Origin of the sequence: Bifidobacterium indicum (assembly GCF_036987015.1) — a bacterium.
GTDB lineage: Bacteria > Actinomycetota > Actinomycetes > Actinomycetales > Bifidobacteriaceae > Bombiscardovia > Bombiscardovia indica.
In genome coordinates, this window is sequence record NZ_BTXM01000001.1 from 1,200,055 (window position 1) to 1,222,695 (window position 22,641).

The 22,641-nt window shown below is 62.2% G+C and carries 24 protein-coding genes and 1 tRNA gene; 2 read left to right on the forward strand and 23 right to left on the reverse strand.

Annotated features, from left to right (window positions below; all coding sequences use genetic code 11):
• Positions 1–46: 46 nt before the first annotated feature.
• The 15 genes from rpsQ to AACP59_RS05340 all read right to left on the reverse strand — a co-directional run bounded on the left by rpsQ (position 47) and on the right by AACP59_RS05340 (position 10,632).
• Positions 47–313 carry a 30S ribosomal protein S17 gene (gene rpsQ, locus AACP59_RS05270; protein ID WP_033490658.1) on the reverse strand — a complete coding sequence of 89 codons (267 nt, stop codon included), beginning with the start codon at positions 311–313 and terminating at the stop codon, positions 47–49.
• 2 nt (positions 314–315) lie between these two features.
• Positions 316–579 (reverse strand): 50S ribosomal protein L29, encoded by a 264-nt coding sequence (rpmC, locus tag AACP59_RS05275; protein WP_297316376.1) that lies wholly within the window; start codon positions 577–579, stop codon positions 316–318.
• The gene (gene rplP, locus AACP59_RS05280) at positions 579–998 is read right to left on the reverse strand and encodes a 50S ribosomal protein L16 (RefSeq protein WP_297316377.1); all 420 of its coding nucleotides are present in this window, start codon (positions 996–998) and stop codon (positions 579–581) included. The genes rpmC and rplP overlap by 1 nt, the downstream gene beginning before the upstream one ends.
• Positions 999–1,001: 3 nt before the next feature.
• Positions 1,002–1,847 (reverse strand): 30S ribosomal protein S3, encoded by an 846-nt coding sequence (rpsC, locus tag AACP59_RS05285; protein ID WP_297316378.1) that lies wholly within the window; start codon positions 1,845–1,847, stop codon positions 1,002–1,004.
• Positions 1,847–2,206 (reverse strand): 50S ribosomal protein L22, encoded by a 360-nt coding sequence (gene rplV, locus AACP59_RS05290; RefSeq protein WP_297316379.1) that lies wholly within the window; start codon positions 2,204–2,206, stop codon positions 1,847–1,849. Before rplV ends, rpsC begins: the two co-directional genes overlap by 1 nt.
• 21 nt (positions 2,207–2,227) lie before the next feature.
• Positions 2,228–2,506 carry a 30S ribosomal protein S19 gene (rpsS, locus tag AACP59_RS05295; RefSeq protein ID WP_033490666.1) on the reverse strand — a complete coding sequence of 93 codons (279 nt, stop codon included), beginning with the start codon at positions 2,504–2,506 and terminating at the stop codon, positions 2,228–2,230.
• Positions 2,507–2,521: 15 nt separating this feature from the next.
• A complete protein-coding gene (gene rplB / locus AACP59_RS05300; RefSeq protein WP_297316380.1) occupies positions 2,522–3,352 on the reverse strand; it encodes a 50S ribosomal protein L2 in 831 nt (276 codons plus the stop codon).
• A gap of 35 nt (positions 3,353–3,387) precedes the next feature.
• Complete coding sequence (gene rplW / locus AACP59_RS05305; RefSeq protein WP_297316381.1) at positions 3,388–3,690, reverse strand: 50S ribosomal protein L23; 303 nt, start codon at positions 3,688–3,690, stop codon at positions 3,388–3,390.
• 5 nt (positions 3,691–3,695) lie between these two features.
• A complete protein-coding gene (rplD, locus tag AACP59_RS05310; protein ID WP_297316382.1) occupies positions 3,696–4,370 on the reverse strand; it encodes a 50S ribosomal protein L4 in 675 nt (224 codons plus the stop codon).
• A 4-nt stretch (positions 4,371–4,374) separates the two neighbouring features.
• On the reverse strand, positions 4,375–5,028 hold the full coding sequence (rplC, locus tag AACP59_RS05315) for a 50S ribosomal protein L3 (RefSeq protein WP_297316383.1): 654 nt from the start codon (positions 5,026–5,028) through the stop codon (positions 4,375–4,377).
• A 16-nt stretch (positions 5,029–5,044) separates the two neighbouring features.
• A complete protein-coding gene (gene rpsJ / locus AACP59_RS05320) occupies positions 5,045–5,353 on the reverse strand; it encodes a 30S ribosomal protein S10 (RefSeq protein WP_006295278.1) in 309 nt (102 codons plus the stop codon).
• Between the two features lie 366 nt (positions 5,354–5,719).
• Positions 5,720–8,449: a bifunctional acetaldehyde-CoA/alcohol dehydrogenase gene (gene adhE, locus AACP59_RS05325; protein WP_297316384.1), complete on the reverse strand. Its 2,730-nt coding sequence runs from the start codon at positions 8,447–8,449 to the stop codon at positions 5,720–5,722.
• Between the two features lie 356 nt (positions 8,450–8,805).
• Positions 8,806–9,297, reverse strand: coding sequence for a 30S ribosomal protein S9 (rpsI, locus tag AACP59_RS05330; RefSeq protein WP_297316385.1), 492 nt, complete (start codon positions 9,295–9,297; stop codon positions 8,806–8,808).
• Positions 9,298–9,318: 21 nt separating this feature from the next.
• Positions 9,319–9,768: a 50S ribosomal protein L13 gene (gene rplM / locus AACP59_RS05335; RefSeq protein ID WP_297316386.1), complete on the reverse strand. Its 450-nt coding sequence runs from the start codon at positions 9,766–9,768 to the stop codon at positions 9,319–9,321.
• Positions 9,769–9,966: 198 nt separating this feature from the next.
• Complete coding sequence (locus AACP59_RS05340; RefSeq protein WP_297316387.1) at positions 9,967–10,632, reverse strand: AbrB family transcriptional regulator; 666 nt, start codon at positions 10,630–10,632, stop codon at positions 9,967–9,969.
• A 108-nt stretch (positions 10,633–10,740) separates the two neighbouring features.
• Between AACP59_RS05340 and AACP59_RS05345 the strand changes: the two genes are divergently transcribed.
• The gene (locus AACP59_RS05345) at positions 10,741–11,379 is read left to right on the forward strand and encodes an IMPACT family protein (RefSeq protein WP_297316388.1); all 639 of its coding nucleotides are present in this window, start codon (positions 10,741–10,743) and stop codon (positions 11,377–11,379) included.
• A 105-nt stretch (positions 11,380–11,484) separates the two neighbouring features.
• Here AACP59_RS05345 and AACP59_RS05350 read toward each other — a convergent pair.
• Positions 11,485–11,571 (reverse strand) — tRNA-Ser (locus AACP59_RS05350).
• Between the two features lie 307 nt (positions 11,572–11,878).
• Here AACP59_RS05350 and dinB point away from each other — a divergent pair.
• Positions 11,879–13,150, forward strand: coding sequence for a DNA polymerase IV (gene dinB, locus AACP59_RS05355; protein WP_339350202.1), 1,272 nt, complete (start codon positions 11,879–11,881; stop codon positions 13,148–13,150).
• A 104-nt stretch (positions 13,151–13,254) separates the two neighbouring features.
• Here dinB and dapC read toward each other — a convergent pair whose 3' ends face one another.
• The 7 genes from dapC to AACP59_RS05390 all read right to left on the reverse strand — a co-directional run bounded on the left by dapC (position 13,255) and on the right by AACP59_RS05390 (position 22,543).
• Entirely contained in the window at positions 13,255–14,388 is a 1,134-nt protein-coding gene (dapC, locus tag AACP59_RS05360; protein WP_297316390.1) for a succinyldiaminopimelate transaminase, read from the reverse strand.
• 51 nt (positions 14,389–14,439) lie between these two features.
• Positions 14,440–14,757, reverse strand: a complete 318-nt coding sequence (gene fdxA, locus AACP59_RS05365) for a ferredoxin (RefSeq protein ID WP_297316391.1) — start codon at positions 14,755–14,757, stop codon at positions 14,440–14,442.
• Entirely contained in the window at positions 14,754–16,334 is a 1,581-nt protein-coding gene (locus AACP59_RS05370; protein WP_297316392.1) for an APC family permease, read from the reverse strand. The genes fdxA and AACP59_RS05370 overlap by 4 nt, the downstream gene beginning before the upstream one ends.
• 211 nt (positions 16,335–16,545) lie before the next feature.
• Positions 16,546–18,162 (reverse strand): UxaA family hydrolase, encoded by a 1,617-nt coding sequence (locus AACP59_RS05375; RefSeq protein ID WP_339350206.1) that lies wholly within the window; start codon positions 18,160–18,162, stop codon positions 16,546–16,548.
• A gap of 701 nt (positions 18,163–18,863) precedes the next feature.
• Complete coding sequence (uxaC, locus tag AACP59_RS05380; protein WP_297316394.1) at positions 18,864–20,270, reverse strand: glucuronate isomerase; 1,407 nt, start codon at positions 20,268–20,270, stop codon at positions 18,864–18,866.
• 192 nt (positions 20,271–20,462) lie between these two features.
• Positions 20,463–21,476: a LacI family DNA-binding transcriptional regulator gene (locus AACP59_RS05385; protein WP_339350208.1), complete on the reverse strand. Its 1,014-nt coding sequence runs from the start codon at positions 21,474–21,476 to the stop codon at positions 20,463–20,465.
• Positions 21,473–22,543 carry a LacI family DNA-binding transcriptional regulator gene (locus tag AACP59_RS05390; protein ID WP_297316396.1) on the reverse strand — a complete coding sequence of 357 codons (1,071 nt, stop codon included), beginning with the start codon at positions 22,541–22,543 and terminating at the stop codon, positions 21,473–21,475. Before AACP59_RS05390 ends, AACP59_RS05385 begins: the two co-directional genes overlap by 4 nt.
• Positions 22,544–22,641 lie beyond the last annotated feature (98 nt).

The following is a 22,641-nucleotide window of genomic DNA, read 5'->3' on the forward strand; positions in this document are numbered from 1 at the left end:
GACACCCTGCCCGAGGACGGATGGATGCGGAGCCTGGCCGAACTTGTTACTTGGCGCGCTCGACGATGGAGTCGAGACGCCAGCGCTTGGTCTTGCTCAGAGGCCGAGTCTCCATGATACTCACGAAGTCGCCAACATGCGCCTCGTTCTTTTCATCATGCGCCTTGACCTTGCGGTTGCTGCGGACGACCTTGCCGTACAGGGGGTGGGTCGAACGCTGCTCCAGCTCGACGGTGATGGTCTTGTCCATACCGTCGGAGACGACATATCCGGTGCGTACCTTGCGGAAGTTGCGCTCCTGCTTGTCAGCCATGCTTACTTCTCCTCAGCTTTGCTATCGGCCTCTGCTTCGGAGGGCGCCTGGCTGATGCCCAGTTCGCGCTCGCGCAGCACCGTGTACATCCTGGCGATGTCGTGCTTGACGGCCTTGAGGCGGGAGGTGTTCTCCAGCTGGCCCGTGGCGGACTGGAAGCGCAGGTTGAAGAGTTCTTCCTTCGACTTCTTCAGGAAGTCCTCGATCTCCGCATCGGTCTTCTCGTTCAGATTCTTGATGGAATATTCGGCTGTTCCGACTGACATCAGATGTCACCGCCTTCACGTGCAATAATCCGGCACTTCATGGGGAGCTTGTCGACTGCACGACGGAGGGCCTCACGGGCCACATCCTCCGAGACGCCGCCGATTTCGAAGAGCACCCTGCCGGGACGGACATTGGCCACCCAGAACTCGGGCGCCCCCTTGCCGGAACCCATTCGGGAACCGAGGGCGTGCTTGGTCAGGGGCCGATCGGGGAAGACCGTGATCCAGACACGACCGCCACGCTTGATGTAGCGGGTCATGGCGATACGGGCAGCCTCTATCTGACGATTGGTCAGGTAAGCCGGAGCCAGGGCCTGAATGCCAAAATCGCCGAAGGCGATCTCGTTGCCGCCCTTGGACATGCCCGAACGACCGGGACGATGCTGCTTGCGGTATTTAGTCCTCTTTGGGATAAGCACAGCTCACTCCTTTGCTTCCGTTGCGACGGGGGCCGCTGCGGTCTGTTCCTCAGCTGCCGCCGGCGGAGTCGCCACACCGCTGTTCTCCTGGGCTGCGTCCTGCTCGCGACGGGTGCGACCCTCGGCGGGGCGGGCACCACGGCGGGGACGACGGTCCCCCCGACGACCGGGACGGTTGTTCTGCTGAGCCTGCTGCTCCTCGAACTCACGCTCGGTCATGTCGCCCTTGTAGATCCAGACCTTGACGCCGATGCGACCGTAGGTGGTCCTTGCCTCGAAGAAGCCGTAATCGATCAGGGCGCGGAGGGTCTGCAGGGGTACACGGCCCTCGCGGTAGAACTCCGAACGGCTCATTTCGGCTCCACCCAGGCGGCCGGAGAGCTTGATCCTGATGCCCTTGGCCCCGGCGCGCATGGCGTCCTGCTGGGCCTTGCGCATGGCACGACGGAAGGTGACGCGGTTGGTCAGCTGCTCGGCGATGCCCTGGGCGACCAGCTGGGCATCGATCGAGGCGTTCTTGACCTCGAAGATGTTCAGCTGAACCTGCTTGCCGGTGATCTTCTCCAGCTTGGCGCGGACGCGCTCGGCCTCGGCACCGCGACGGCCGATGACGATGCCCGGCCTGGCGGTGTGGATGTCGACGCGCACCCGGTCACGGGTCCGCTCGATGACGATCTTGGAAACGCCGGCGCGCTCCAGATCCTTGTTCATCTCCTTGCGGATCCTGTCGTCCTCAAGCACGAAGTCGCTGTAGCGCTCCCCCGGCTTGTGGGAGTCGGAGTACCACTTGCTGCGGTGCTCTTCGGTGATGCCGAGTCGGTACCCAAACGGGTTGATTTTCTGCCCCATTACCGGGCTCCTTCCTTGTCGGCCACCACGACGGTGATGTGGCTGGTCCGCTTGTTGATGCGGGCCGCACGACCCTGGGCGCGGGCACGGAACCTCTTCAGGGTGGTGCCTTCGTCCACATAGGTCTCACGAACCACGAGCTCGTTCTCACGGAAAGGCTCATTGGCCTTGTCCGCCTTGACACGGGCGTTGGCGATGGCGCTCTCCAGGCACTTGCGGACCGGAATGGCCGCATCCTGGGGGGCGAACTTCAGAATGGTCACGGCCTCGGTCGCCTGCTTGCCTCGGATGAGGTCGACGACGCGGCGAGCCTTGCGCGGCGTCACGCGGACGTGACGTGCAATTGCCTTAGCTTCCATGTGTCTCTACTCTCCCTCGCCTCAGCGGCGTGCTTTCTTGTCGTCCTTCACGTGACCCTTGAAGGTGCGCGTGGGGGCGAACTCACCGAGCTTGTGACCGACCATGGCCTCGGTAACGAAAACCGGGACATGCTTGCGGCCATCGTGCACAGCGAAGGTGTGCCCGATGAAGTCCGGGGTGATCATGGAACGACGGGACCAGGTCTTGATGACGTTCTTGGTGCCCTTTTCGTTCTGCTCGTCGACTTTCTTCTGCAAGTGGGCGTCGACGAATGGGCCCTTCTTGATGCTACGAGTCATCTGTTCGGCACTCCCTTACTTGCGGTTCTTACCATTTGGACGGCGGCGCACGATCATCTTGTTGGATGCCTTCTTGGGCCTGCGCGTACGGACCTCGCCCTTGCCCCAAGGAGACACTGGCGGCTTGCCACCGCGAGTGCGTCCACCATGCGGGTGGTCGACGGGGTTCATGGACTCACCACGGGTGATCGGTCGGCGACCAAGCCAACGTGCACGACCGGCCTTGCCGAGCTGGATGTTGGCGTGGTCGGAGTTGCCGACCTCACCGACGGTAGCGCGGCAGCGGGCGTCGACGTTGCGAATCTCACCCGAGGGCATACGCAGCTGGGCGTATGCACCGTCCTTGGCGACCAGCTGAACGGCCGCACCGGCGGAGCGGGCGATCTTGGCACCGCCAAGTGGCCTCAGCTCGATGGCGTGGACGATGGTGCCGGTCGGGATGTTGCGCAGGGGCAGGTTGTTGCCGGGTTTGATATCGGCCTTGGGACCGGTCTCGATGGCGTCACCCTGCTTGATGCCCTGAGGAGCAATGATGTAGCGCTTCTCACCGTCTGCGAAGTGCAGGAGGGCGATGCGTGCCGAGCGGTTGGGATCGTACTCGATCTCGGCAACCTTGGCGGGCACGCCGTCCTTGTCCCAGCGACGGAAGTCGATGAGACGGTACTGGCGCTTGTGGCCACCACCGCGATGACGGCTGGTGACCCGACCGTAGGAGTTGCGTCCACCGGTCTTGCTGAGCTTGCGAACCAGCGACTTCTCGGGCTTGGAGCGCGTGATTTCGGCGAAGTCCGAAACCGATGCGTTGCGACGGCCCGCGGTCGTCGGCTTATATGTACGGATAGCCATAATGTAGTTCTTCCTTAACTTTTCTCGGCTAGCCTTCAGTTACCACTACCGAAGACATCGATCGACTGCCCCTCGGCCACCTTGACGATGGCCCGCTTCTCGCTGGCACGCTGGCCGTATCCGGTACGGGTACGGGTGCGCTTGCCCTTGCGGTTCAGGGTGTTGACCGACGTGACCTTCACATTGAAGATCTGCTCGATGGCCTGCTTGATGGCCACCTTGTTGGCGGAAGGATCCACCACGAAGGTGTACTGGCCGCGGTCCGAGTTGGCATAGCTCTTCTCGGAGACGACCGGGCGCAGGATGATGTCGTGCGCGGGCTTGTGGATTGCTGCCATGTGAATCAGGCCTCCTTGACGGTCTCGGACTTGGTGTCGCCCCTGGAAGCCAGGAAGGCGTCGAAGCCGTCCTTGCTGAAGACGACATCCTCGGCGGTGACCACGTCGTAGGTGTTGAGCTGATCGGCGAAGAGGACATGCACGGTGGGCAGGTTCCTCACGGAGAGCCACTCGTTGATGTTCTCACGGGAGAGCACGATGGTCGTGAAGCGGTTCTCGACCAGGGGCAGGAGTGCCGCCTTGGCGGCCTTGGTGGACGGGGTCTCACCGATGCCGAAATCAACCACGTGGATGCGCCCTGCATTGGCCCTGTCGGAGAGGATGTAGCGCAGTGCCGCAGCCTTCATCTTCTTGGGGGTGCGCTGGGAGTAGTCGCGGGGCTGGGGTCCATGGACCACGGCACCACCGGCCCACTGGGGGGCGCGGATGGAGCCCTGACGAGCACGGCCCGTGCCCTTCTGCTTCCAAGGCTTGCGACCGCCACCGGAGATGGTGGAACGGGTCTTGACCGAGTGGGTGCCCTGGCGGGCCGCGGCCAGCTGGGCCACGACGACCTGGTGGATCAGGGGCACATGGGCCTGGACCTCATCCTCGGCGATGCCGAAGATGTTCTCGGGGGCCTCAACCTTGCCGGCTGCCTTGCCCGTGGCGTCCGTGATGTTCAGAGTCAGCTTAGCCATGATTTCAAGCTCCCTTCACTGCCGAACGGACCAGGACGATGGCGCCGCGGGGGCCGGGGACGGCACCCTTGATGGCGATGACGCCCTTCTCGGCATCCGCGGAGACGATGGTCAGGTTCTGGACCGTCGAGGTGTCGTGACCCATGCGGCCGGCCATCCGCTTTCCCTTGAGGATGCGGCTGGGGGTTGCGCATGCGCCCACGGAACCGGGACGACGTTCGTTCTTGTGCGAACCGTGGGTACGGCGGTAGGACTTGAAGCCCCAGCGCTTGATGGTGCCCGCGAAGCCCTTGCCCTTGGTGGTGCCGGTCACGTCGACCTCACTGCCCTCGGGCAGCAGGTCCAGACCGAGCTCCTGGCCGGGCTGGTAGCTCTCGGCGTCACCGGTGCGCACCTCTACCAGGTGGCGGCGCGGGGTCACACCGGCCTTGGCGAAATGACCTGCCAGGGGCCTGGTCACCTTGGTGGGGTCGATCTGGCCGTAGCCGATCTGGATGGCCTGGTAGCCGTCCTTTTCCTCGTTCTTGACCGCGGTCACCACGTTGGTGGAGACATCCACCAGGGTCACCGGGACGAAGAAGCCGTTCTCATCCCAGACCTGGGACATGCCCAGCTTGCGGCCCAGGAGAGCCTTTCGGTTCCTCTGCTCTTCAGCCATACGGTTTCCTCCTCCCTTACAGCTTGATTTCGATGTTGACGTCCGCCGGCAGATCGATGTGCATCAGCGAATCCACCGCCTTGGGCGTGGGATCCACGATGTCGATCAGGCGCTTGTGGGTGCGCATCTCGAAGTGCTCGCGGGAGTCCTTGTACTTGTGAGGAGAACGGATGACGACATACACGTTCTTCTCAGTCGGCAACGGAACGGGGCCAACAACCGTTGCGCCCGCGTTCGTCACCGTCTCGACGATTTTCTTCGCCGATTGGTCGATGACCTCATGGTCATAGGACTTTAGCCTGATGCGGATTTTCTGTCCCGCCATTGCCGTCCGCCCTTTCTAGCGATCTATATAACTGGTTATCCAACCTGTTGCAAGGGCATCGAGGGCCGGGACTCAGCGGGTTTTCCACCCGGCAAGCCAAAACCGCATCCATGCACAGCCAACAGGAACCCAGTGGGGTAGGTTCCCGTGCTGCACCCGCTATTGTGAATTACAAATGTGCGAGCCCAAAACAGGCAACTTCCTTATTTAACCACGAGGGTACCCCTAGCATAATCCGGGCGTGTCGCACGGGCTTTGACCCCGGAGCCCGTCCGTACCATGGCTTTGGGCATGGCAAGGCCGGTCTCTCCACCGGGAGTTCACTCTCGGTGGAGAGACCGGCCGATCGATCATGCACTGGGCAGGTCAGATGCGCTGTGAGGCCTCTTCGGTGGCCGCCTCGCCCTCCCTGCTGACACGCAGACGGTGTCCCTCCTCCTGGGGGACGCCGTAGTAGGCGGCGATGGCGATGTCCTTCATGTCCTCGATCAGGGGGATCCGGGGGTTGGCCGGGGTGCACTGGTCTTCGTAGGCACGCATGCCGATCTGGTCCAGGACGCTCCAGAAGTAGTCCTCGTTCACACCGGCGGCCTGGAAGGACCTGTCCATGCCCAGCTTCTGGTCACGGTAGTCCTCGACGGCCTGGGCCAGGAGTTCCACACCCTCCTCGGGCGAGGAGGACTCGATGCCCAGGACGTGGGCCAGCTCCTGGTAGCGCTCGGCGGCGATGTACTCGCTGTATTTGGGCCAGGAGGTGGGCTCCTGGGGAATCTGCCCGTTGTAGCGGATCACGTAGGGCAGGAGGATGGAGTTGGTCCGGCCATGGGCGATGTGGCAGAGGGCGCCGATGGTATGGGCCATGCCGTGGCACATGCCCAGGAAGGCCGACCCGAAGGCCATGCCGGCCATGGTGGCCGCGTTGTGCATCTTCTCCTGGGCCCGGATCTTGGTCCTGCCGCCCTCGGTGCCGACCGAAACCGCCAGGTTGTCCCAAATCAGCTTGGCGGCCCTCAGGGCCATGGCGTCCGTGTAGTCGTTGGCGTAGACCGAGACGAAGGCCTCCATGCAGTGGGTCAGGGCGTCGAAACCGGAATCCGAGGCCAGGCGCTTGGGCTGGGTCCGGGCCAGGACCGGGTCCACGATGGCCACACTGGGGGTCAGGGCGTAATCGGTGATCGGGTACTTGTAGCCGGTCTTGTGGTCGGTGATGACCGCGAAGGGGGTCACCTCGGAGCCGGTGCCCGAGGAGGTGGGGATGCAGACCAACTTGGCCTTGGTTCCCAGCGGCGGGATCTTGAAGGCCCTCTTGCGGATGTCGAAGAACTTCTCGCGCACGTCGGCGAAGGAGATCTCCGGGTGCTCATAGAGGAGCCACATGATCTTGGCCGCGTCCATGGGGCTGCCGCCGCCCACGGCGATGATGGTGTCGGGACCGAACTCGTCACGCATCATCTCGGCTCCACGCTCCACGGTCTCGACGCTGGGCTCGGGCTCCACGTAGTCGATGATCCTGAAGGTGACGGACTCGGGGCGCGCCCGCAGCTGATCGATGATCTTGTCGATGATGCCCAGCTGCTCCATGACCTTGTCGCAGACGATGACGGCGCGGTGGATGCCGAACATGTCACGCAGGTACCGCACGGAATTCGGCTCGAAGTAGGTCTTGGGCGGCACCTTGAACCACTGCATGTTGTTGTTCCTCCGAGCTATGCGCTTGACGTTGATCAGATTGACCGCCTGGACGTTACCAGCCACGGAGTTTCCGCCATAGGAGCCGCAGCCCAGGGTCAGGGAGGGGGCGATGGAATTGTAGATGTCACCGATCCCACCCAGGGAGCTGGGCTGGTTCCAGACGATCCTGCAGGCGTGCATGCGCAGGCCGAACTCACGCACCAGTTTCTCGTTGTCGGTGTGGATGGCGGCTGTATGACCGGCACCGAAGTGGAGCATCTGCTCACACATGGTGAAGGCTTCCTCCTTGTTGCCGGCCCTGAGGACGGCCTGTACCGGGGCAAGCTTCTCCAGGGTCAGGGGTTCCATCTCGCCGACCTCCTGGCATTCGGCCGCCAGGATGGTCACATCCTCGGGGACCTCGAAGCCGGCCTCATGGGCGATGAACTGGGGCGATTTACCGGGAACCACCGAGTTCAGCTTGGGAGCGGGGGCATCCTTGCCGGCGTAGGCGGTGACTCCGAACATGTACTGCTCCAGCTTGGCCTTCTCCTCCTTGTTGACGAAGTAGGCACGGCGGCGCTTCATCTCGTCCACCACCCGGTCGTAAACGTCCTGGTGGGCGATGATGGCCTGCTCGGTGGCGCAGATCATGCCGTAATCGAAGTGCTTGGAGAGAATCAGGTCGTTGACCGCCCTGGGCACGCACACGTCCTTGTCGACGTAGGCGGGGGCATTGCCGGCACCGACGCCCAGGGCGGGCTTGCCGGAGGAGTAGGCGGCCTTGACCATGCCGGGGCCGCCGGTGGCCAGGATGGTGGCCACACCCGGGTGCTTCATCAGGGCCCCGGTGGCCTCGACGGAGGGGTGCTCGATCCACTGGATGCAATCCTCGGGGGCACCGGCCTCAATGGCCGCGTCACGGACGATCCTGGCGGCCTCCACGGAGCATTTCTGAGCGAAGGGATGGAAGCCGAAGACGATCGGGCAACGGGTCTTCAGGGCGATCAGGGACTTGAAGATGGCCGTGGAGGTCGGGTTGGTCACCGGGGTGACACCGGCCACCACACCAACCGGCTCGGCCACCTCGATGATGCCGTCCACGTCGTTCTCGTTGATGACGCCGACCGTACGCTGCTTGGCGAGGTGGTTGGTCACATGCTCGCAGGCGAAGATGTTCTTGGTGGCCTTGTCTTCGACCAGGCCTCGCCCGGTCTCCTCGACGGCCAGCTTGGCCAGGACCAGATGCTTGTTGAGGGCGGCGATGGAGGCCTTGGCGACGATCCGGTCGACCTGGGTTTGATTGAGCTCCTCAAATTTCTCCAGGGCAGCCTGTGCCCTGGTCACCAGGGCATCAACCTCCTTATCGGGGCTGACCGTCGCAGCTTTCTCCCGCTTGGCGGAAGCCCCCGTATTGGTGTGCATATTCTTCTTGTCCGAGACCACATGCCCCCCTTAATGAGCAGTTGTCAGGTATCCGGAAAACCGGACGACCCTATGTCTACCAGCCATACAGCAACGTCGGTATGGTGATCAAGGTCACAATATAGCGAAGAGGGGCTACCAAATCGGCCCTGAGAGTGGCGACGTTCGTTTGTAGCGTGTCGTGTGGGGAATCGTTCCGTTTCTGGTTAATACGTAACAGTTTCCGTTCAGTTTCACGTTCGGTTCCAACCACTGCTCGTATTGGGACACCCGGGATCTGAGACGCACCGAGACGGGTCCAAACATACAAAACCCGCGGCCCGAAGGCCGCGGGTTCGTAAGGGGTGACCTGCCGGTCAGCGCTTGGAGAACTGAGGAGCGCGACGTGCCTTGTGCAGACCGGCCTTCTTGCGCTCCACGACGCGGGCGTCGCGGGTCAGGAATCCGGCCTTCTTCAGGGCGGGACGGTTGGCGTCACGGTCGATGGCGTTCAGGGCGCGGGCCACACCCAGGCGGATTGCGCCTGCCTGGCCGGTCACGCCGCCGCCGTCGACGCGGACGATGATGTCGAACCTGTTCTCGAGCTTGAGCAGGACGATCGGCGAGTTGACCTCGCGCTGGTGCAGACGGCTGGGGAAATACTCCTCCAGGGTGTGCCCGTTGATGGTCCACTTGCCGGATCCGGGGACCAGTCGCACACGGGCGACGGCCTCCTTGCGGCGGCCGGTGCCGTAGCCCGGCTCGATGGCGGAGGTTCCGGTGCCGGCACCGGCGTTGGTCTCCGAAGTGTAGGAAGCTGCGGTCTCCTCGGACTCGAGAACCGCGGAGCTGTTGTTGTTTTCAGCCATGATGATCTATCTCCTCTGGTTCTACTTGGCCTGCTGAGAGACCTGGTGGATCTCGTAGGGAACGGGCTTCTGGGAGGTGTGGGGATACTCCTCACCCGCGAAGACGCGCAGGCGGGTCAGCTGGACCTTGGCCAGCTTGTTCTTGGGAAGCATGCCCTTGACTGCGGTGGTGATGATCCGCTCGGGATTGTGCTGGAGCAGCTCGCCATAGGAGTCACGACGCAGACCGCCAGGACGACCGGAGTGGGTGTAGAGCACCTTGTCGTTCTTGTCGCCGGTCAGGGCGATCCTGGCCGCGTTGATGACGATGACGTTATTGCCCGAATCGGCATGGGGCGCGAAAGTGGGCTTGTTCTTGCCACGCAGAAGGTCCGCCACCTGGGTGGCCAGACGGCCCAGCACCACATCGGTGGCGTCGACTACATACCAGTCATGAGTCAGATCGGCTGGTTTCGGGGTGAAAGTCTTCACGATTCAACCTTTTCCTTGCATTGTGTTTCGGGCTCCCCGCTCTGCATGCTGCCATGCCGGCGAGAGGCCATATTATCCGTGGGCTCCCTGAAAGTCCTAGACGGCGAGTGGGAAAAGCGCTTTGAGGACCCCTTAGGGAAACACAACAATCCATAATTGTAACGCCTTAGCCCCGTTCGTCAAAACGCGAGTCGAACATTACCGGCCCAATCGCTCCTGGGCCGCATGGGCGACCTCGACACGGTCATCCCGGGCCAGGGTTCTGATGGTCTCTTCAGGGGTGGTGGGGTTCAGGGCCACGGCCCTGCGAACCATGGAGGCCAGAATCATCGGTCCGTCCTTCTCCTCTGAGACCCCCAACCCAGCCAGGTAATCCAGGGTGTCCGGATCGGTCGCCGGGTCCTGGGCACCCTCCAGGCGCATCTTCCAGGAGGTCATGGGGTTGAGGAGGGCCGCTGCCCTGACCTGTGGGTCCTCGTCCTTGGTGAGGAGGCCCACCAGCCAGTTCTTGTCATCCCGGTTGGCAGCCACCGCCCGACGCACCTTCGGATCGGCATCCTGGGAAAGCTTGACCAGGATGTTGGGGAAGGGCATGGTCTCGGCCAGGAAGATCCTATCCTCGACCGGGGTGTGGCCGTTGCCTGCCACGGCCTCCAGGAGTGCCGTGAACCGGGAGAAGGCCGCCTGGTCCGCCCTGTCGGGCAGGGGTCGTCGGGCGAATTCATGCAGCTCATCCGCATCAATGGAGTGCCTCAGCCGCTCATAGAAGACGGTCAGTGCCTCGTGGGGCTTGTGGTCCTCCCCCCGGTCATCATTCGTCTGGTCCTGGGATTCTGGTTCCGGCTGGTCCTGGGGATTGGTCATGGTGCAAGCTTATGTCCACTCCATGATTTCCCTGACACTCCATGACGTATGGCCCTACCATGGAGGAAGACCATAGACCGAACGATCCTGAAGCCTGAGGGGACCGCCATGCAGACCATCCTGGACCCTTGCGACCACCCTTCCACCGGATCCCTGACCGACAGGAAGTCCGAGTTCATCGGGAACGCCTGCCACATTACGGACCAGGATACGGCCATGGACTTCGTTGAACAGATCCGTCTGGCCAACCCCAAGGCCCGGCATGTCTGCCACAGCGCCATCTGGGGTCCCCATGGGCACACCAGCGAGCGCATGAGCGATGACGGGGAACCCTCGGGCACTGCCGGCAAACCCATCCTCGAGGTGATGAGACGCCAGGACCTGACCGACTGCGTAGTCACCGTGACCAGGTACTTCGGTGGCATACTCCTCGGTTCGGGTGGGCTGATCCGCGCGTATTCCTCGGCCGCCTCCCTGGCCCTGGAGGCCGCCAGACCGGCCAGGATAGTGACCTCACGCCGGTACCGGATCTCGGTCGCCTACCCCGACCACGACCACCTGCGCCGACTCATTGAATCCGTCCAGGGCGGCATCGTCAAGGAGACCTTCACGGACAGGGTGACCATGACCTATGACATCCCCCTCGACCAGGTCGAGGGGTTCGGCAGGGCGCTGACCAATCTTCTCCAAGGCAGGGTGTCCCCCACCGAACTCGAGACCGTGCAGAGCCCGGTCCCCGCGCACTGATGGAACACCCGGCCCCATTCCACGTCCAAGGAAGGCAACCCCGGCTGACTGACACAACAATGAAAAACCGGGAACCGTTGGATATCAACGGTTCCCGGTCACTTGCGGAGACGAGGAGATTCGAACTCCTGGACCGCTTGCGCAGTCAACACCTTAGCAGGGTGCCCCTTTCGGCCACTCAGGCACGTCTCCCGGATCCAACCCTATCATCGGCATCAGGAGGACACCCGGATAAGGCCAGAACAAATCACCAGAATACCATCCCACCACGATGGGACTCGCCGAGCGGATTCCGGACAGCCACGCAGATCAATGCATGGCCCCGCAGAGAAGATCACCGCTGAATCCGGAGACGGCTCTTACCGGTTCCGAAGGCACCCGACTTGTATTCGTCATACGTATCTTGGATACTCACCTTTTTCCCTCAAGCCTTTCGACCAGCCGGCACTCGTTGGTTTTGTCCGGTGTTGTCATTGGGACCCCTGCCTATCATGGAACCATGAGCACCGCACCGAGGCTGGCATCCGCCAAGAGAGACTGGGGACATGACGAGACCGGATGCACCGTACTCCACATAGACATGGATGCCTTCTATGCCTCCTGTGAGATCGCCCGGCACCCGGAACTCAAAGGGAAGCCCGTCATCATCGGTACCGGCACCCGCTCCGTCGTCTCCGCGGCAAGCTATGAGGCCCGCCCCTACGGTGTCAACTCGGCCATGCCCGTCAGCAGGGCCCGTCGGCTCTGCCCTCAGGGGATCTTCCTGCCAGTCGACATGCCCTACTACCGATCCGTATCGCATCGGATCTTCGAGACGGTTTTCTCGCACATCACCGACCAGATCGAACAGGTCTCGGTGGATGAGTGCTTCATGGACGTGTCGGGCGCCCTGATGCAATGGGGGATGCCGACGGCCATCGCCCGGTGGATCCGCGCCACCGTGGCCAGGAACTTCAATGTGACCTGCTCGGTGGGCATCGCCACCAACAAGCTGGTGGCCAAGATGGCCTCGACCAACGCCAAGCCCAACGGGATGCTGCTCATTCCCAAGGCCCGACAGGCCGATTTCGTCCGGCTCATGCCCCTGAGGGGGATTCCGGGCATCGGGCCGGCCCTGGAAAAGCGCCTCAACGCCTGGGCCATCAGGAACGTGGCCGACTTGGCCAAGCTGAGCGTGCATGACCTGGTCAGGGCGACCGGTTCGGAAATCACGGCCAGGATGCTCTACCTTTCCGCCCGCGGCCAGGACCAGGGAAGGGTGCATCCCCGCCCCCCGGAGAAGTCCATCGGGGCCGAGCGCACCTTCCTGCACGACACGACCAGCATGGAGCAGGTCTGCCACCTCCTGCGCACCTGCAGCGACGAGGTGGCCACCAGCCTCAGGGCCCATGACCTGATCGCCCGGACCATCACTGTCAAACTGCGCTTCGATGACCTGCGGTATATGACCAAGGCCAAGACCCTCGAGATGCCCGTCAATTCGGCCAACCGCATCTACCCCCAGGCGGTCGTACTACTCAAACGCATGCTGGGACTACCGGACCTGGCACCGATGACCACCCCACTCCCCCGCCTGATTCGTCTGGCAGGTGTCAGCGCCTCCGGGCTGGGCCGGGTGGAGGAGACCCCCATTCAGCCATCCCTGGAGGATGTCATCGAGGAGAGCAGCCACAAGACCGGTTCAGGCACCCAGAGGATGGACCACGCAGAGGCCGCCATGGACACCATCAGGAACAGGTACGGCAAGGGGTCGGTGAAACTGGGGGTGTGAACCCCGCTGACCGGCAGGACCAGGCAGGGGCCGCACCAGGCGGAAAAGACCCGATCGAGGGCCATCCACAGTCAGTGATTCCCCTGGCAGACCGCCTGGAGGTGTCACTTGCCGAGCCGGTTCAGGACCAGGTCCAGGACGGCATCGCTGATTGTTGCCGAAAAACGCAGGTGGGTGGCATCCCCGTAGAATTCTCCCGGGCTGGGCAGGATACCCAGCCCGGCCAGGGTCTCCATGTCCTCCCAGCAGTCCCCACCCCGGGTCCCGACCCAGATATAGAGACCTCCCTGGGGCATGGTCGCCTGGTATCCGAATGATCGCAGTGCCGCAACCAGGTCATGGAGGCGACGGTAATAGCGGTCACGCTGGGTCTGGACGGCCTGCTGGTCGCCCAGGGCCGCCACCATGGCCGCCTGGACCGGTCCGCTGATGATCATTCCCATCTGCTTGCGGTAGGTGGCCATGGGCCCGAGGATGTCCGGGTCCCCGGCCATGAAAGCCGAACGGTAACCAGCCATGTTGGACTGTTTGGACAAGGAATACAGGCAGATCAGGCCTGCCGGGGACCCCTGGCAGACATCGGGGTCGAGAATGCAGGGAGCCGGTTCCCGGGCGGGGCCGCTCGGGGTCCAGGTCAGGAGGGCATAGCACTCGTCGCTCAAGACGACCGCGCCTATGGAGCGGGCGGCCCTGACGATGGCGGCAAGACCCTCGACATCGACCACATCGCCGGTCGGATTGGAGGGGGAATTGACCCAGATGGCTCTGACTCGGGGAATGGACACCCAGGAATCCACGTCGGCGGGATCGGTCACCGTAACAACCCGAGCCCCGGCCAGCTGGGTCCCGATGGCATAGGTAGGATAGGAAACGGCCGGCTGGACCACCACGTCACCCTCCCCCAGGTGAAGGAGGGAGGCCATCAGCGAAACGGCTTCTTTGGAACCGACCGTGGGCAGGAGCGCCGCCCCGCAGGAGGCCAGGTCGACACCGCGTTCATCCCTGAACCACCCGGTCAGGGCCTGACGGAGTTCGGGACTCCCGACGGTTGCGGGGTATCCATGGGCATCCTTTCCGTCGGCTGCGCGGGTCAGTCCCTCCCGGACGGAGTGGGGTACAGGGTCCACCGGGGACCCGACCGAAAGGTCGGCCAGGCCTCCGGGCCGGGTCGAGGCAATCTGACGGTAGCGGTCTATGCGCGACCAGTCATAGGGAGACGAGAAGGTCTGAAAGCCCATGGAACCCCCTAACGACGTGCTTGACGGAATCGGTCTCGAGGCCAGGCGGCCTTACTTCTGGGGAGGGAGGGCCGTGACCCCTTCGGGGTCGTGATCGTAGGAACCCACAGCGGCAGCCCCACCCGCATCGCCGACCTCGGCGAAGAAGTCGCTGGCGGCATCCTTGTACCAGGCCCACTCATCGGGAAGGTCATCCTCGTAGAAGATGGCCTCGACCGGGCAGACCGGCTCGCAGGCACCGCAGTCAACACATTCGTTGGGGTTGATGTAGAGCGAACGCACACCCTCGTAGATGCAGTCGACCGGGCATTCGTCCACGCATGCCTTGTCCCTGACATCGACGCAGGGTTGGGCGATGACGTAGGTCATAGGTGAACCTCCTGAATAACTTGGTCCAGTCTACCCCCGGATTGGGACCCCTGGTCCTCGATCCCCTCCCGGGTGGACTCGGAAACGTCACTGGTCAGCTGGTGACGGCCCAGGAGGGAATGATGGTAGGAGTAGCAGAAGTAGATGACGAAGCCGCAGGCCAGCCAGACCACGAACCGGATCCAGGTCAGGACGGTCAGGTTGAGCATGAGCCAGAGGCAGGCCAGGGCGATCAGGATGGGGACCCAGGGGTTGCCTGGCATCTTGAAGGACCTGGGCAGGTCGGGACGACGCTTGCGCATGATGGGCAGGGAGATGGCCACCAGGAGAAAGGCCGAAAGGGTGCCGATGTTGACCATGTCGGAGAGGACGTCGATCCGGAAACAGGAGGCCACTATGGCCACCAGGATGCCTCCGGCGATCTGGATCCGGGCGGGTGTGCCATGCCTGCCGGTCTTGGAGAACGACCGGGGCAGAAGACCGTCGCGGCTCATGGCGAAGACGATACGGGTAAGACCCAGCAGGAGGACCATCACCACGGTGGTCAGGCCGACGACGATGCCGAAGGAGATGATCTTGGCGGCCCAGGAGGCTCCCACCATCTCGAAACCGGTGGCCAGGGACGGGCTCTTGGACTTGGCCAGATCCTTGTAGGAGACCATGCCGGTGGTGACGATGGCCACCAGGATGTAGAGGACGATGACGATCAGCATGCCCAGTCCGATCCCCCTGGGGATGGTCTTGTGGGGTTCCTTGGCCTCCTCGGAGGTGGTGGCCACGATATCAAAGCCGACGAAGGCGAAGAAGACCAGTGCGGCGCCCGAAAGGATGCCGGGAATGCCATAGATGGTGGGCTGCATACCGGAGACCCACTGCCAGAGAGGCTGCCCCATGATACCGGAAACGGATGCGCCGGGGACATCGGAGGCGGGCTCGGTCGGCGGGATGAAGGGATGGTAGTTCTCGGCCTTGATGTAGAAGAAGCCGACCACGATGACGAAGACCACGATGCCGATCTTCAGGACGGTCAGGGCGCCGTCGAAACGGGCCGAGAGCTTGGTGCCCAGAACCAGAAGGACCGTGAAGAGGGCAACGACGACCAGGGGTGCCAGGTCTACGGTGAGCGGCCCCAGCCGGAAGCTGCTGGAGAAGGACTTCCCACCCATCAGATGGATGAGGTCATTCAGGTAGACGCCCCAGTACTTGGAAATGACCGATGCGGCCATCAGCATCTCCAGGATCAGATCCCAGCCGATGATCCAGGCCACCAGCTCACCTATCGTGGTGTAGGTGAACGTGTAGGCGGATCCCGACACAGGGATGATCGAAGCGAACTCGGCGTAGCACATGACGGCCGCTCCGCAGACGACACCGGCGATGACGAAGGAGATGATGACGGCGGGTCCGGCGTGGAAGGCCGCCGCCTGGGCACCCACAGAGAAGATGCCCGCTCCGACGGCTACTGCGACGGCCATGATGGCCAGATCCCACGTGGACAGGGTCCGCTTCAGCGAACGCCCCTCCTCACCGGTCTCGGCAAGGGTCTGCTCCACCGACTTCTTTCTGAAAAGTTCCATCGCTCTCCCGATTCTTGGATCATGGTGCACGCAAGTATCTCCAGCCCATCACTATAGGAGAGGGGGACCCCGATTGGGACCCTGCCTTTTATGACATGGCACCCCCCGGAACCCCGGCGGGCTTCGGCGGACTGGTCAAGCGCGGAAACCGGCGGGACACAGCAAATGCCCGGACCATCATGGCCCGGGTATCCGATGCCCCATATACGACCTACTCGGTCGGGCCGTCCTTGAAGATGGCTATATCCTGCATGCCGTTACGCTCGTTGCAGGTCTCCTCCCCGTTGACAACGGCGAGGACCTTCCTGCGGAAGTCTTCGAAGACACGGTCACCCGGCTCATCCAGGAGACGGCCGGCGTTGAAGTCGATCCACCGGTGTTTCTTGGTGGCCAGGGGGGTATTGGTGGCCACCTTCAGAGTAGGGACAAAGGTCCCGAAGGGCGTCCCCCGCCCGGTTGTGAAGAGGACCACCTGGGCTCCGGCCGCGGCCATCCCGGTGCTGGAGACCAGGTCGTTGCCCGGCGTCTGGAGGAGGGAGAGACCAGGCCTGCGAATGTGGTCTCCATAGTGGAGAACATCCTCCACCTCGCAACGACCGCCCTTGCGGATACACCCCAGGGACTTGTCTTCCAGGGTGGTGATTCCGCCCTTCTTGTTCCCCGGAGAAGGGTTGTCGGATATGACCTCGTCGTATTTGCGGAAGAATCCCTTGAAATCGTTGATCAGATCAATGATGTCATGGAAGACCTGCTCGTCGCGAGCCTGACTCATCAGGACCTGCTCCGCCCCGAACATCTCGGGTACCTCGGCCAGGACCACCGAACCACCCTGGGAGACCACCCATTCCGCAAACCGACCCACCAGAGGGTTGGCCGTTATGCCTGACATGCCATCGGACCCACCGCACTTGACACTGACATTGAGCTCGGAGAGGGGAACCTCTTCACGGTGGTCACCGGCCGCGGCCTCGTTGATCTGGTCCAGGAGGGCATCGGCCTCGTCCAGCTCGTCCTCCACCTCCTGGCAAATGATCCAACGGACACGGTCCTTGTCGTAATCACCCAGTGTTGCCAGCATGTCCTCCATCTGGTTGTTCTCACAACCCAGGCCGACCAGGAGGACCCCGCCAGCGTTGGGATGGGTGGCGATGTCCTGGAGACAACGCCTGGTGTAGACAAGGTCGCCTCCCAACTGGGAGCACCCATAAGGATGACGGGCCACAACCACTGAGTCGAAGGACCCGTTGCCATGGTGGCGGGCCGAGAAGGACCGGGCCATGGCATTGCAGAGACTGTTGATGCAACCGACCGTGGGGACTATATAGAGGTCATTACGGATGCCGACCTTGCCCGTCGAACGCTTGTACCCCCGGAAGGTTCCGGACGGACTGCCCGGCTTGACCGTGTCGGTGACCGGCCGGTACCGGTAATCCAGGTTGGCCCCCAGGTTGGTGGCCAGGTTGTGGGTGTGGACCCACTGCCCCTTATGGATGTCCTCCTTGGCATGGCCGATGGCATAGCCGTACTTGACGACGTCCTCCCCCCTGGGGATGTCCCGGAGGGCCACTTTGTGTCCACGGGGGACCTTGTCGAGCACGACCACCTCACCATGGCCCTCCACCTGAACCTTCTCGCCCGGTTCCAGGCTTCTGGCGGCCACGGCCACCATATCCTTCGGATTCAGGAGGATCGTATCCCGCCCGGTCTGTTCCGGTATCTCCTTGACATAGTCATGTTTCAGGCCGGTGTCATCTCCCGTATCACAGGTGGGAACGAATCCCGTGGAGCCACCCTCTGGAACCATGCACTGTCGCGTTGTCTCACTCATACCTTCAAGCTAATGGGCGGCTTCAGACACGAATCACTTTGTTGCCAGCCTTTGCGAAGGTTGCGACCGCCGGTCCGGACCAGTTCTCCACGTGGCAACATCGTGGCTGTCATATCCGCGATTCCGACAAGTACACATGCATCATCGCGCACACGGCCGGTTACGTCTCAGCATGAAGAAAGACACCGCTGCGTAAGCCGCATTGCTTATGTTCGGCCTAGATAGGAATTCAATGCGCAAGGGTACCGACAGAGAACCGCAACCCGCAATGAATACCATCTTTCCATGCACACCGGAAAGAGGAACCGGACCAATCCAGGGCAGATGGAAACATTTCCTTGAGTGGATACCTCATAGTCGGGGAACGATTGGCGGGGAACCTAAACAGCAATATCAACCAAAGGTTGTTCCATGGAAATCAGGATCGTGCCGTCTTGCGCGATTGTCGCCGATCCTTTGAATACCAAGCAGGACAGGCGGGGAAATGAGCACTCGGATGTACCGGATACCCTAACAGGATATTCATGAAGGACCCTGCCGAACTGGTGGACCAACGCCTGCTCACGGCCTTAGGGGACGGCAATCCGTCAGCCGCCGACGGTCGACAGACAACCAGCCCAATATTCCAGGACAGAACGTGCCTGCTTATACGGATTATCAATTCATATAGGCAAACACGTTATTCACAACCTACTGATATATCAGTCCTCGAAGAGGGCCAGGGCGTTCTCATAGGAGACCGCACGGACCAGAGGAGCCAGATACTCCTTGTCATCGGGGATGGTACCCTGTGCCGCCCAGTCGCCCAGGAGACCGCAGAGCACCCTGCGGAAGAGCTCATGCCTGGGGAAGGAGAGGAAGCTGCGGGAGTCCGTGGTCATCCCCACCGCGTTGCCCAGGAGGGATGTCTCGGCCACAACCTCAAGCTGGCGGCGCATCCCGGTGACCGTATCGTTGAACCACCAGGCGTTGCCCAGCTGGAGCTGGCCGCGATTATCGCCTCCGAAGCAGCCCAGGTCAGTGGCTATGGCCATGTAATCATTGGGGTTGAGGGAGTAGACGATGGTCTTGGGCAGGGTGCCCGAGCTCTGTGCCTGGTCCAGGAGGGCCACCAGCGGGGCTGCCACCAGGCCATCGGCAATGGCATCGTAGCCCGTGTCGGCCCCCAGCTCCCGGAAGGCGGTCGAATTGTTGTTGCGGCTGGCATGAAGGTGGAGCTGCATGGTCCAACCCTTGTCCTTGTAAATCCTCATCAGCTCCAGAAGAAGGGCCGCTCGATACTGGGACTGCTCGTGGTCGTCGAGAACCTGGCCCGCCCTGGCCTTGCCGAAGATGGCGTCCAGTTCCCCGGTCGTGGCCGGTGCGAACTCCACCACATCGACGGCGTGGTCGGAAAGCCTGGAACCGTGCCGATGGAAGTAGTCCACACGTTCCCTCAGCGCATCGACCAGGTCGCCGAAACCGTTGATTGACCTGCCACAGACCGACTCCATGACGCCGATCCACTCCCCATAGTCGTCGGCAGTCGGATTCAGGGCCACATCCGGACGGAAGGCGGGAACCATCCTGAAGGACTCCCCCTCCTTGGCAAAGAGCTCATGGTATTCCAGACTGTCCTCGGGAGAATCGGTGGTGCAGACTACCTTGGCCTTCATCCGGCGTAGGAGGGCCCTGCGCGAAAACTCCGGGGTGGCCAGCTGCTCGTTGGTCTGCTCGAAGATGGACTTGGCGGACCTGCCGGTCAGGGGCTCGGTAATGCCGAAGTAACGACGGAGCTCCATATGGGTCCAGAGGTAGACGGGGCTGCCCACGGCCTCTTCCATGGTCTGTGCGTAGGCCAGGAACTTGTCCCATGGGTCACCGTCACCGGTTATCAGCCGTTCAGGCACCCCGTTGGCCCTCTCCAACCTCCACTTGTAGTGATCGCCGTAGTTATGCCCATCAGTAAGCCAGGCATCGACAATATTGCCGAAGTTGGGATCCTCGTAGATCTCCTTGGCGTGGAGGTGGCAATGATAATCCACCAGGGGCAGATCCTCAGCCACATCATGGAAGAGTTCCCGGGAAAGCTGCGTCCCGAGCAGATAGTCATCATCCAGGAAAGCCACTGCAAACTCCTTAGTCGAAAATGGCGAGTCCGGGATTCCTGCCCCCATGAATTCAGGAGCCGCCTGTGCACAGGGCAAGGAGGCAGTCGGGACCGCATGGAATCGGAACTCGTATATACCATGGGTCAGCCTATCCGTGCCCGGAAAGGTATGGGGATGGTGTTGCCATGATTTGCCGGGACACCGTCCTCCTCAGGATGATCGGGTTCCGGTCTTCCCTACGCTCTCCCGTACGATCAGGTAGGAGGGGACCATGATGCTCTGCCCCAGGTCGGTCCGACCATTCAGCCGTTCCAAGAGGAGGGTGGCCGCGGTCTTGCCCAGCTTTGGCGGTGAATTACCCACACTCGAAAGAGGCGGTTCGCTGACCTGGGCCATGGTGTCATTGTCGAACCCGATGATCACATAATCCTCCGGACAGCGGCGACCATGACGACGCATGGCCGCCATGAAACCCAGAGCCATGAGGTCGTTGTGCGCGATGACCGCCCCGGTGGGGTCCTTCAGGTACCGCCCGACCATGGCATACCCTCCGACGAAGGTGGGAGAACCGGGCCAGATGCGCCGAACCGTCACCCCACGCTTACGGAACTCCTCGGAGGTATGGTTCCACCTGACCCCGACGGACCATGACGAGGAGGGACCATCCAGGTAGGTCACCCGCTCGAATCCCATGGACACCAGAAGATCAACCGCCTGTCGGATTCCTATCGTGATATTGATTGCCACGCTGGGTACCCCCCGCACGGTCCGGTTGACCACGACGATGGGCCTGGTCTGGGCACACTTGCGGATCATGGCCTCGGGCATCCGGGAGGATGTCAGAATCACCCCGTCAACATAGGCCGCAATCTTGTTGAAAGCCGCCCTCTCCCTGGTTGCGCTCTCTTCGGATTCGGCAACGATAAGAGCGAAACCGGCCTCGTTGCACTCGTGCTGTACTGAACGGATGATGTCGGAGAAGAACTGGTTGGCGATATCGGGAACGATTATGGCCACCATTCCGCGCAGGGTCCGGGAGGGGACCGTGTCGACCAGCTCCGTATAGTACCCCAGGGCATCAGCCGCTACGAATATCCGCCTGGTTGTGGCAGCGCTGACCCGGTCCGGCCGGGCAAAAGCCCTGGATACCGTCGAGGGGGAGACACCAGCCTTCTCGGCTACTTCCCTAATGGTTACGCGATGAGGCCGGGGGTGGGAACTCATGATAGGGATTCACTCTCCGCCACGTTCCGCCCTGAGGGCTTATCCAGTCTGGCACCGGTGCTCTGCCTGATGATCAAGTGAGCCGGGACGATCGGAGTGGCTGCAGTCGAAGTCGTACCGGCCAAACGCTGCATGAGAAGGTCGGCCGCCCCCCTGCCCAAGGCGGACAGGGACATATGAATGGTGGTCAAGGGTGGACTACTGACCATGGACATGGTGTCGTTGTCGAATCCGATAACCGAAACGTCTCGTGGGCACTCACAACCCAGCCGCCTCAGGGCCACAATCAGTCCAATGGCCATCAGGTCGTTATGGGCGATGACCGCCCCGGTGGGGTCATCCAGATACTTCTCGGCGTATGAGTAGCCGCCATAGAAGGTAGGGGCGCAGGGTAGCGAACGCTTGACGGTTATCCCCTTGGCATCGCACTCGTTGAAGATGTGCCGCCACCGGATGCCCCCCGACCAGGAGGCCGCCGGCCCGTCCAGGTATGTCAAACTCCGGTAGCCCAGGGTGTGGAGGTGATCAACCGCCTGGCGTGCCCCCTTGGAAACGTCGATACAGATGCTGGAGACACCCCGAACGTCGCGGTTGACGCTGATCAGAGGGCGCAATTGGGCACACTTGCGAATCATGGCATCAGGCATCCTGGGGGAAACCAGGATGATACCCGAAACAACAGGGGCCACTGTATCGACGATGCGGCGCTCCTTGGTGATGGACTCCCTGGTCTCCAGAATCAGGGTCTCGAATCGAAAGCGCTCGCATTGGTCCTGTATGTTGCGGATGACCCCAGTGAAGAACTGGTTGCCCAGATCGGGCACGATGACAGCCACAAGGCCCCTCCCCTGGGTGCCCGGCCGGCTGTCGACCATGTCGCTGTGGTAGCCCAGGGCATCTGCAACCTGCTGGACCTTCCGAGACGTCGAGATGCTGACACGGTCCGGACGTGAGAAGGTGCGTGAAACCGTGGAGGGGGAAACACCGGCCTGACGGGCCACATCATAAATGGTGACGCGGTGGTTGCCGTTGGAGGAATCACCCTCCGAGTCCGCTTCGGTCTTCATCTATCCGTATCAGCCTTCCCCTCACCGGCCCCCGGCGTCCAAAATGGACGCCTGCGTCGCAAGTACTACTTATGGCCAAGTATAGGTGAACCCAGCCT

Excerpts from the sequence above, each read along its gene's own strand:
- rpsQ (WP_033490658.1), bottom strand. The coding sequence starts at position 313 with ATGGCTGACAAGCAGGAGCGCAACTTCCGCAAGGTACGCACCGGATAT.
- rpmC (WP_297316376.1), bottom strand. The coding sequence starts at position 579 with ATGTCAGTCGGAACAGCCGAATATTCCATCAAGAATCTGAACGAGAAG.
- rpsC (WP_297316378.1), bottom strand. The coding sequence starts at position 1,847 with ATGGGGCAGAAAATCAACCCGTTTGGGTACCGACTCGGCATCACCGAA.
- rplV (WP_297316379.1), bottom strand. The coding sequence starts at position 2,206 with ATGGAAGCTAAGGCAATTGCACGTCACGTCCGCGTGACGCCGCGCAAG.
- rpsS (WP_033490666.1), bottom strand. The coding sequence starts at position 2,506 with ATGACTCGTAGCATCAAGAAGGGCCCATTCGTCGACGCCCACTTGCAG.
- rplB (WP_297316380.1), bottom strand. The coding sequence starts at position 3,352 with ATGGCTATCCGTACATATAAGCCGACGACCGCGGGCCGTCGCAACGCA.
- rplW (WP_297316381.1), bottom strand. The coding sequence starts at position 3,690 with ATGGCAGCAATCCACAAGCCCGCGCACGACATCATCCTGCGCCCGGTC.
- rplD (WP_297316382.1), bottom strand. The coding sequence starts at position 4,370 with ATGGCTAAGCTGACTCTGAACATCACGGACGCCACGGGCAAGGCAGCC.
- rplC (WP_297316383.1), bottom strand. The coding sequence starts at position 5,028 with ATGGCTGAAGAGCAGAGGAACCGAAAGGCTCTCCTGGGCCGCAAGCTG.
- rpsJ (WP_006295278.1), bottom strand. The coding sequence starts at position 5,353 with ATGGCGGGACAGAAAATCCGCATCAGGCTAAAGTCCTATGACCATGAG.
- adhE (WP_297316384.1), bottom strand. The coding sequence starts at position 8,449 with ATGCACACCAATACGGGGGCTTCCGCCAAGCGGGAGAAAGCTGCGACG.
- rpsI (WP_297316385.1), bottom strand. The coding sequence starts at position 9,297 with ATGGCTGAAAACAACAACAGCTCCGCGGTTCTCGAGTCCGAGGAGACC.
- AACP59_RS05340 (WP_297316387.1), bottom strand. The coding sequence starts at position 10,632 with ATGACCAATCCCCAGGACCAGCCGGAACCAGAATCCCAGGACCAGACG.
- AACP59_RS05345 (WP_297316388.1), top strand. The coding sequence starts at position 10,741 with ATGCAGACCATCCTGGACCCTTGCGACCACCCTTCCACCGGATCCCTG.
- dinB (WP_339350202.1), top strand. The coding sequence starts at position 11,879 with ATGAGCACCGCACCGAGGCTGGCATCCGCCAAGAGAGACTGGGGACAT.
- dapC (WP_297316390.1), bottom strand. The coding sequence starts at position 14,388 with ATGGGCTTTCAGACCTTCTCGTCTCCCTATGACTGGTCGCGCATAGAC.
- fdxA (WP_297316391.1), bottom strand. The coding sequence starts at position 14,757 with ATGACCTACGTCATCGCCCAACCCTGCGTCGATGTCAGGGACAAGGCA.
- AACP59_RS05370 (WP_297316392.1), bottom strand. The coding sequence starts at position 16,334 with ATGGAACTTTTCAGAAAGAAGTCGGTGGAGCAGACCCTTGCCGAGACC.
- AACP59_RS05375 (WP_339350206.1), bottom strand. The coding sequence starts at position 18,162 with ATGAGTGAGACAACGCGACAGTGCATGGTTCCAGAGGGTGGCTCCACG.
- AACP59_RS05385 (WP_339350208.1), bottom strand. The coding sequence starts at position 21,476 with ATGAGTTCCCACCCCCGGCCTCATCGCGTAACCATTAGGGAAGTAGCC.
- AACP59_RS05390 (WP_297316396.1), bottom strand. The coding sequence starts at position 22,543 with ATGAAGACCGAAGCGGACTCGGAGGGTGATTCCTCCAACGGCAACCAC.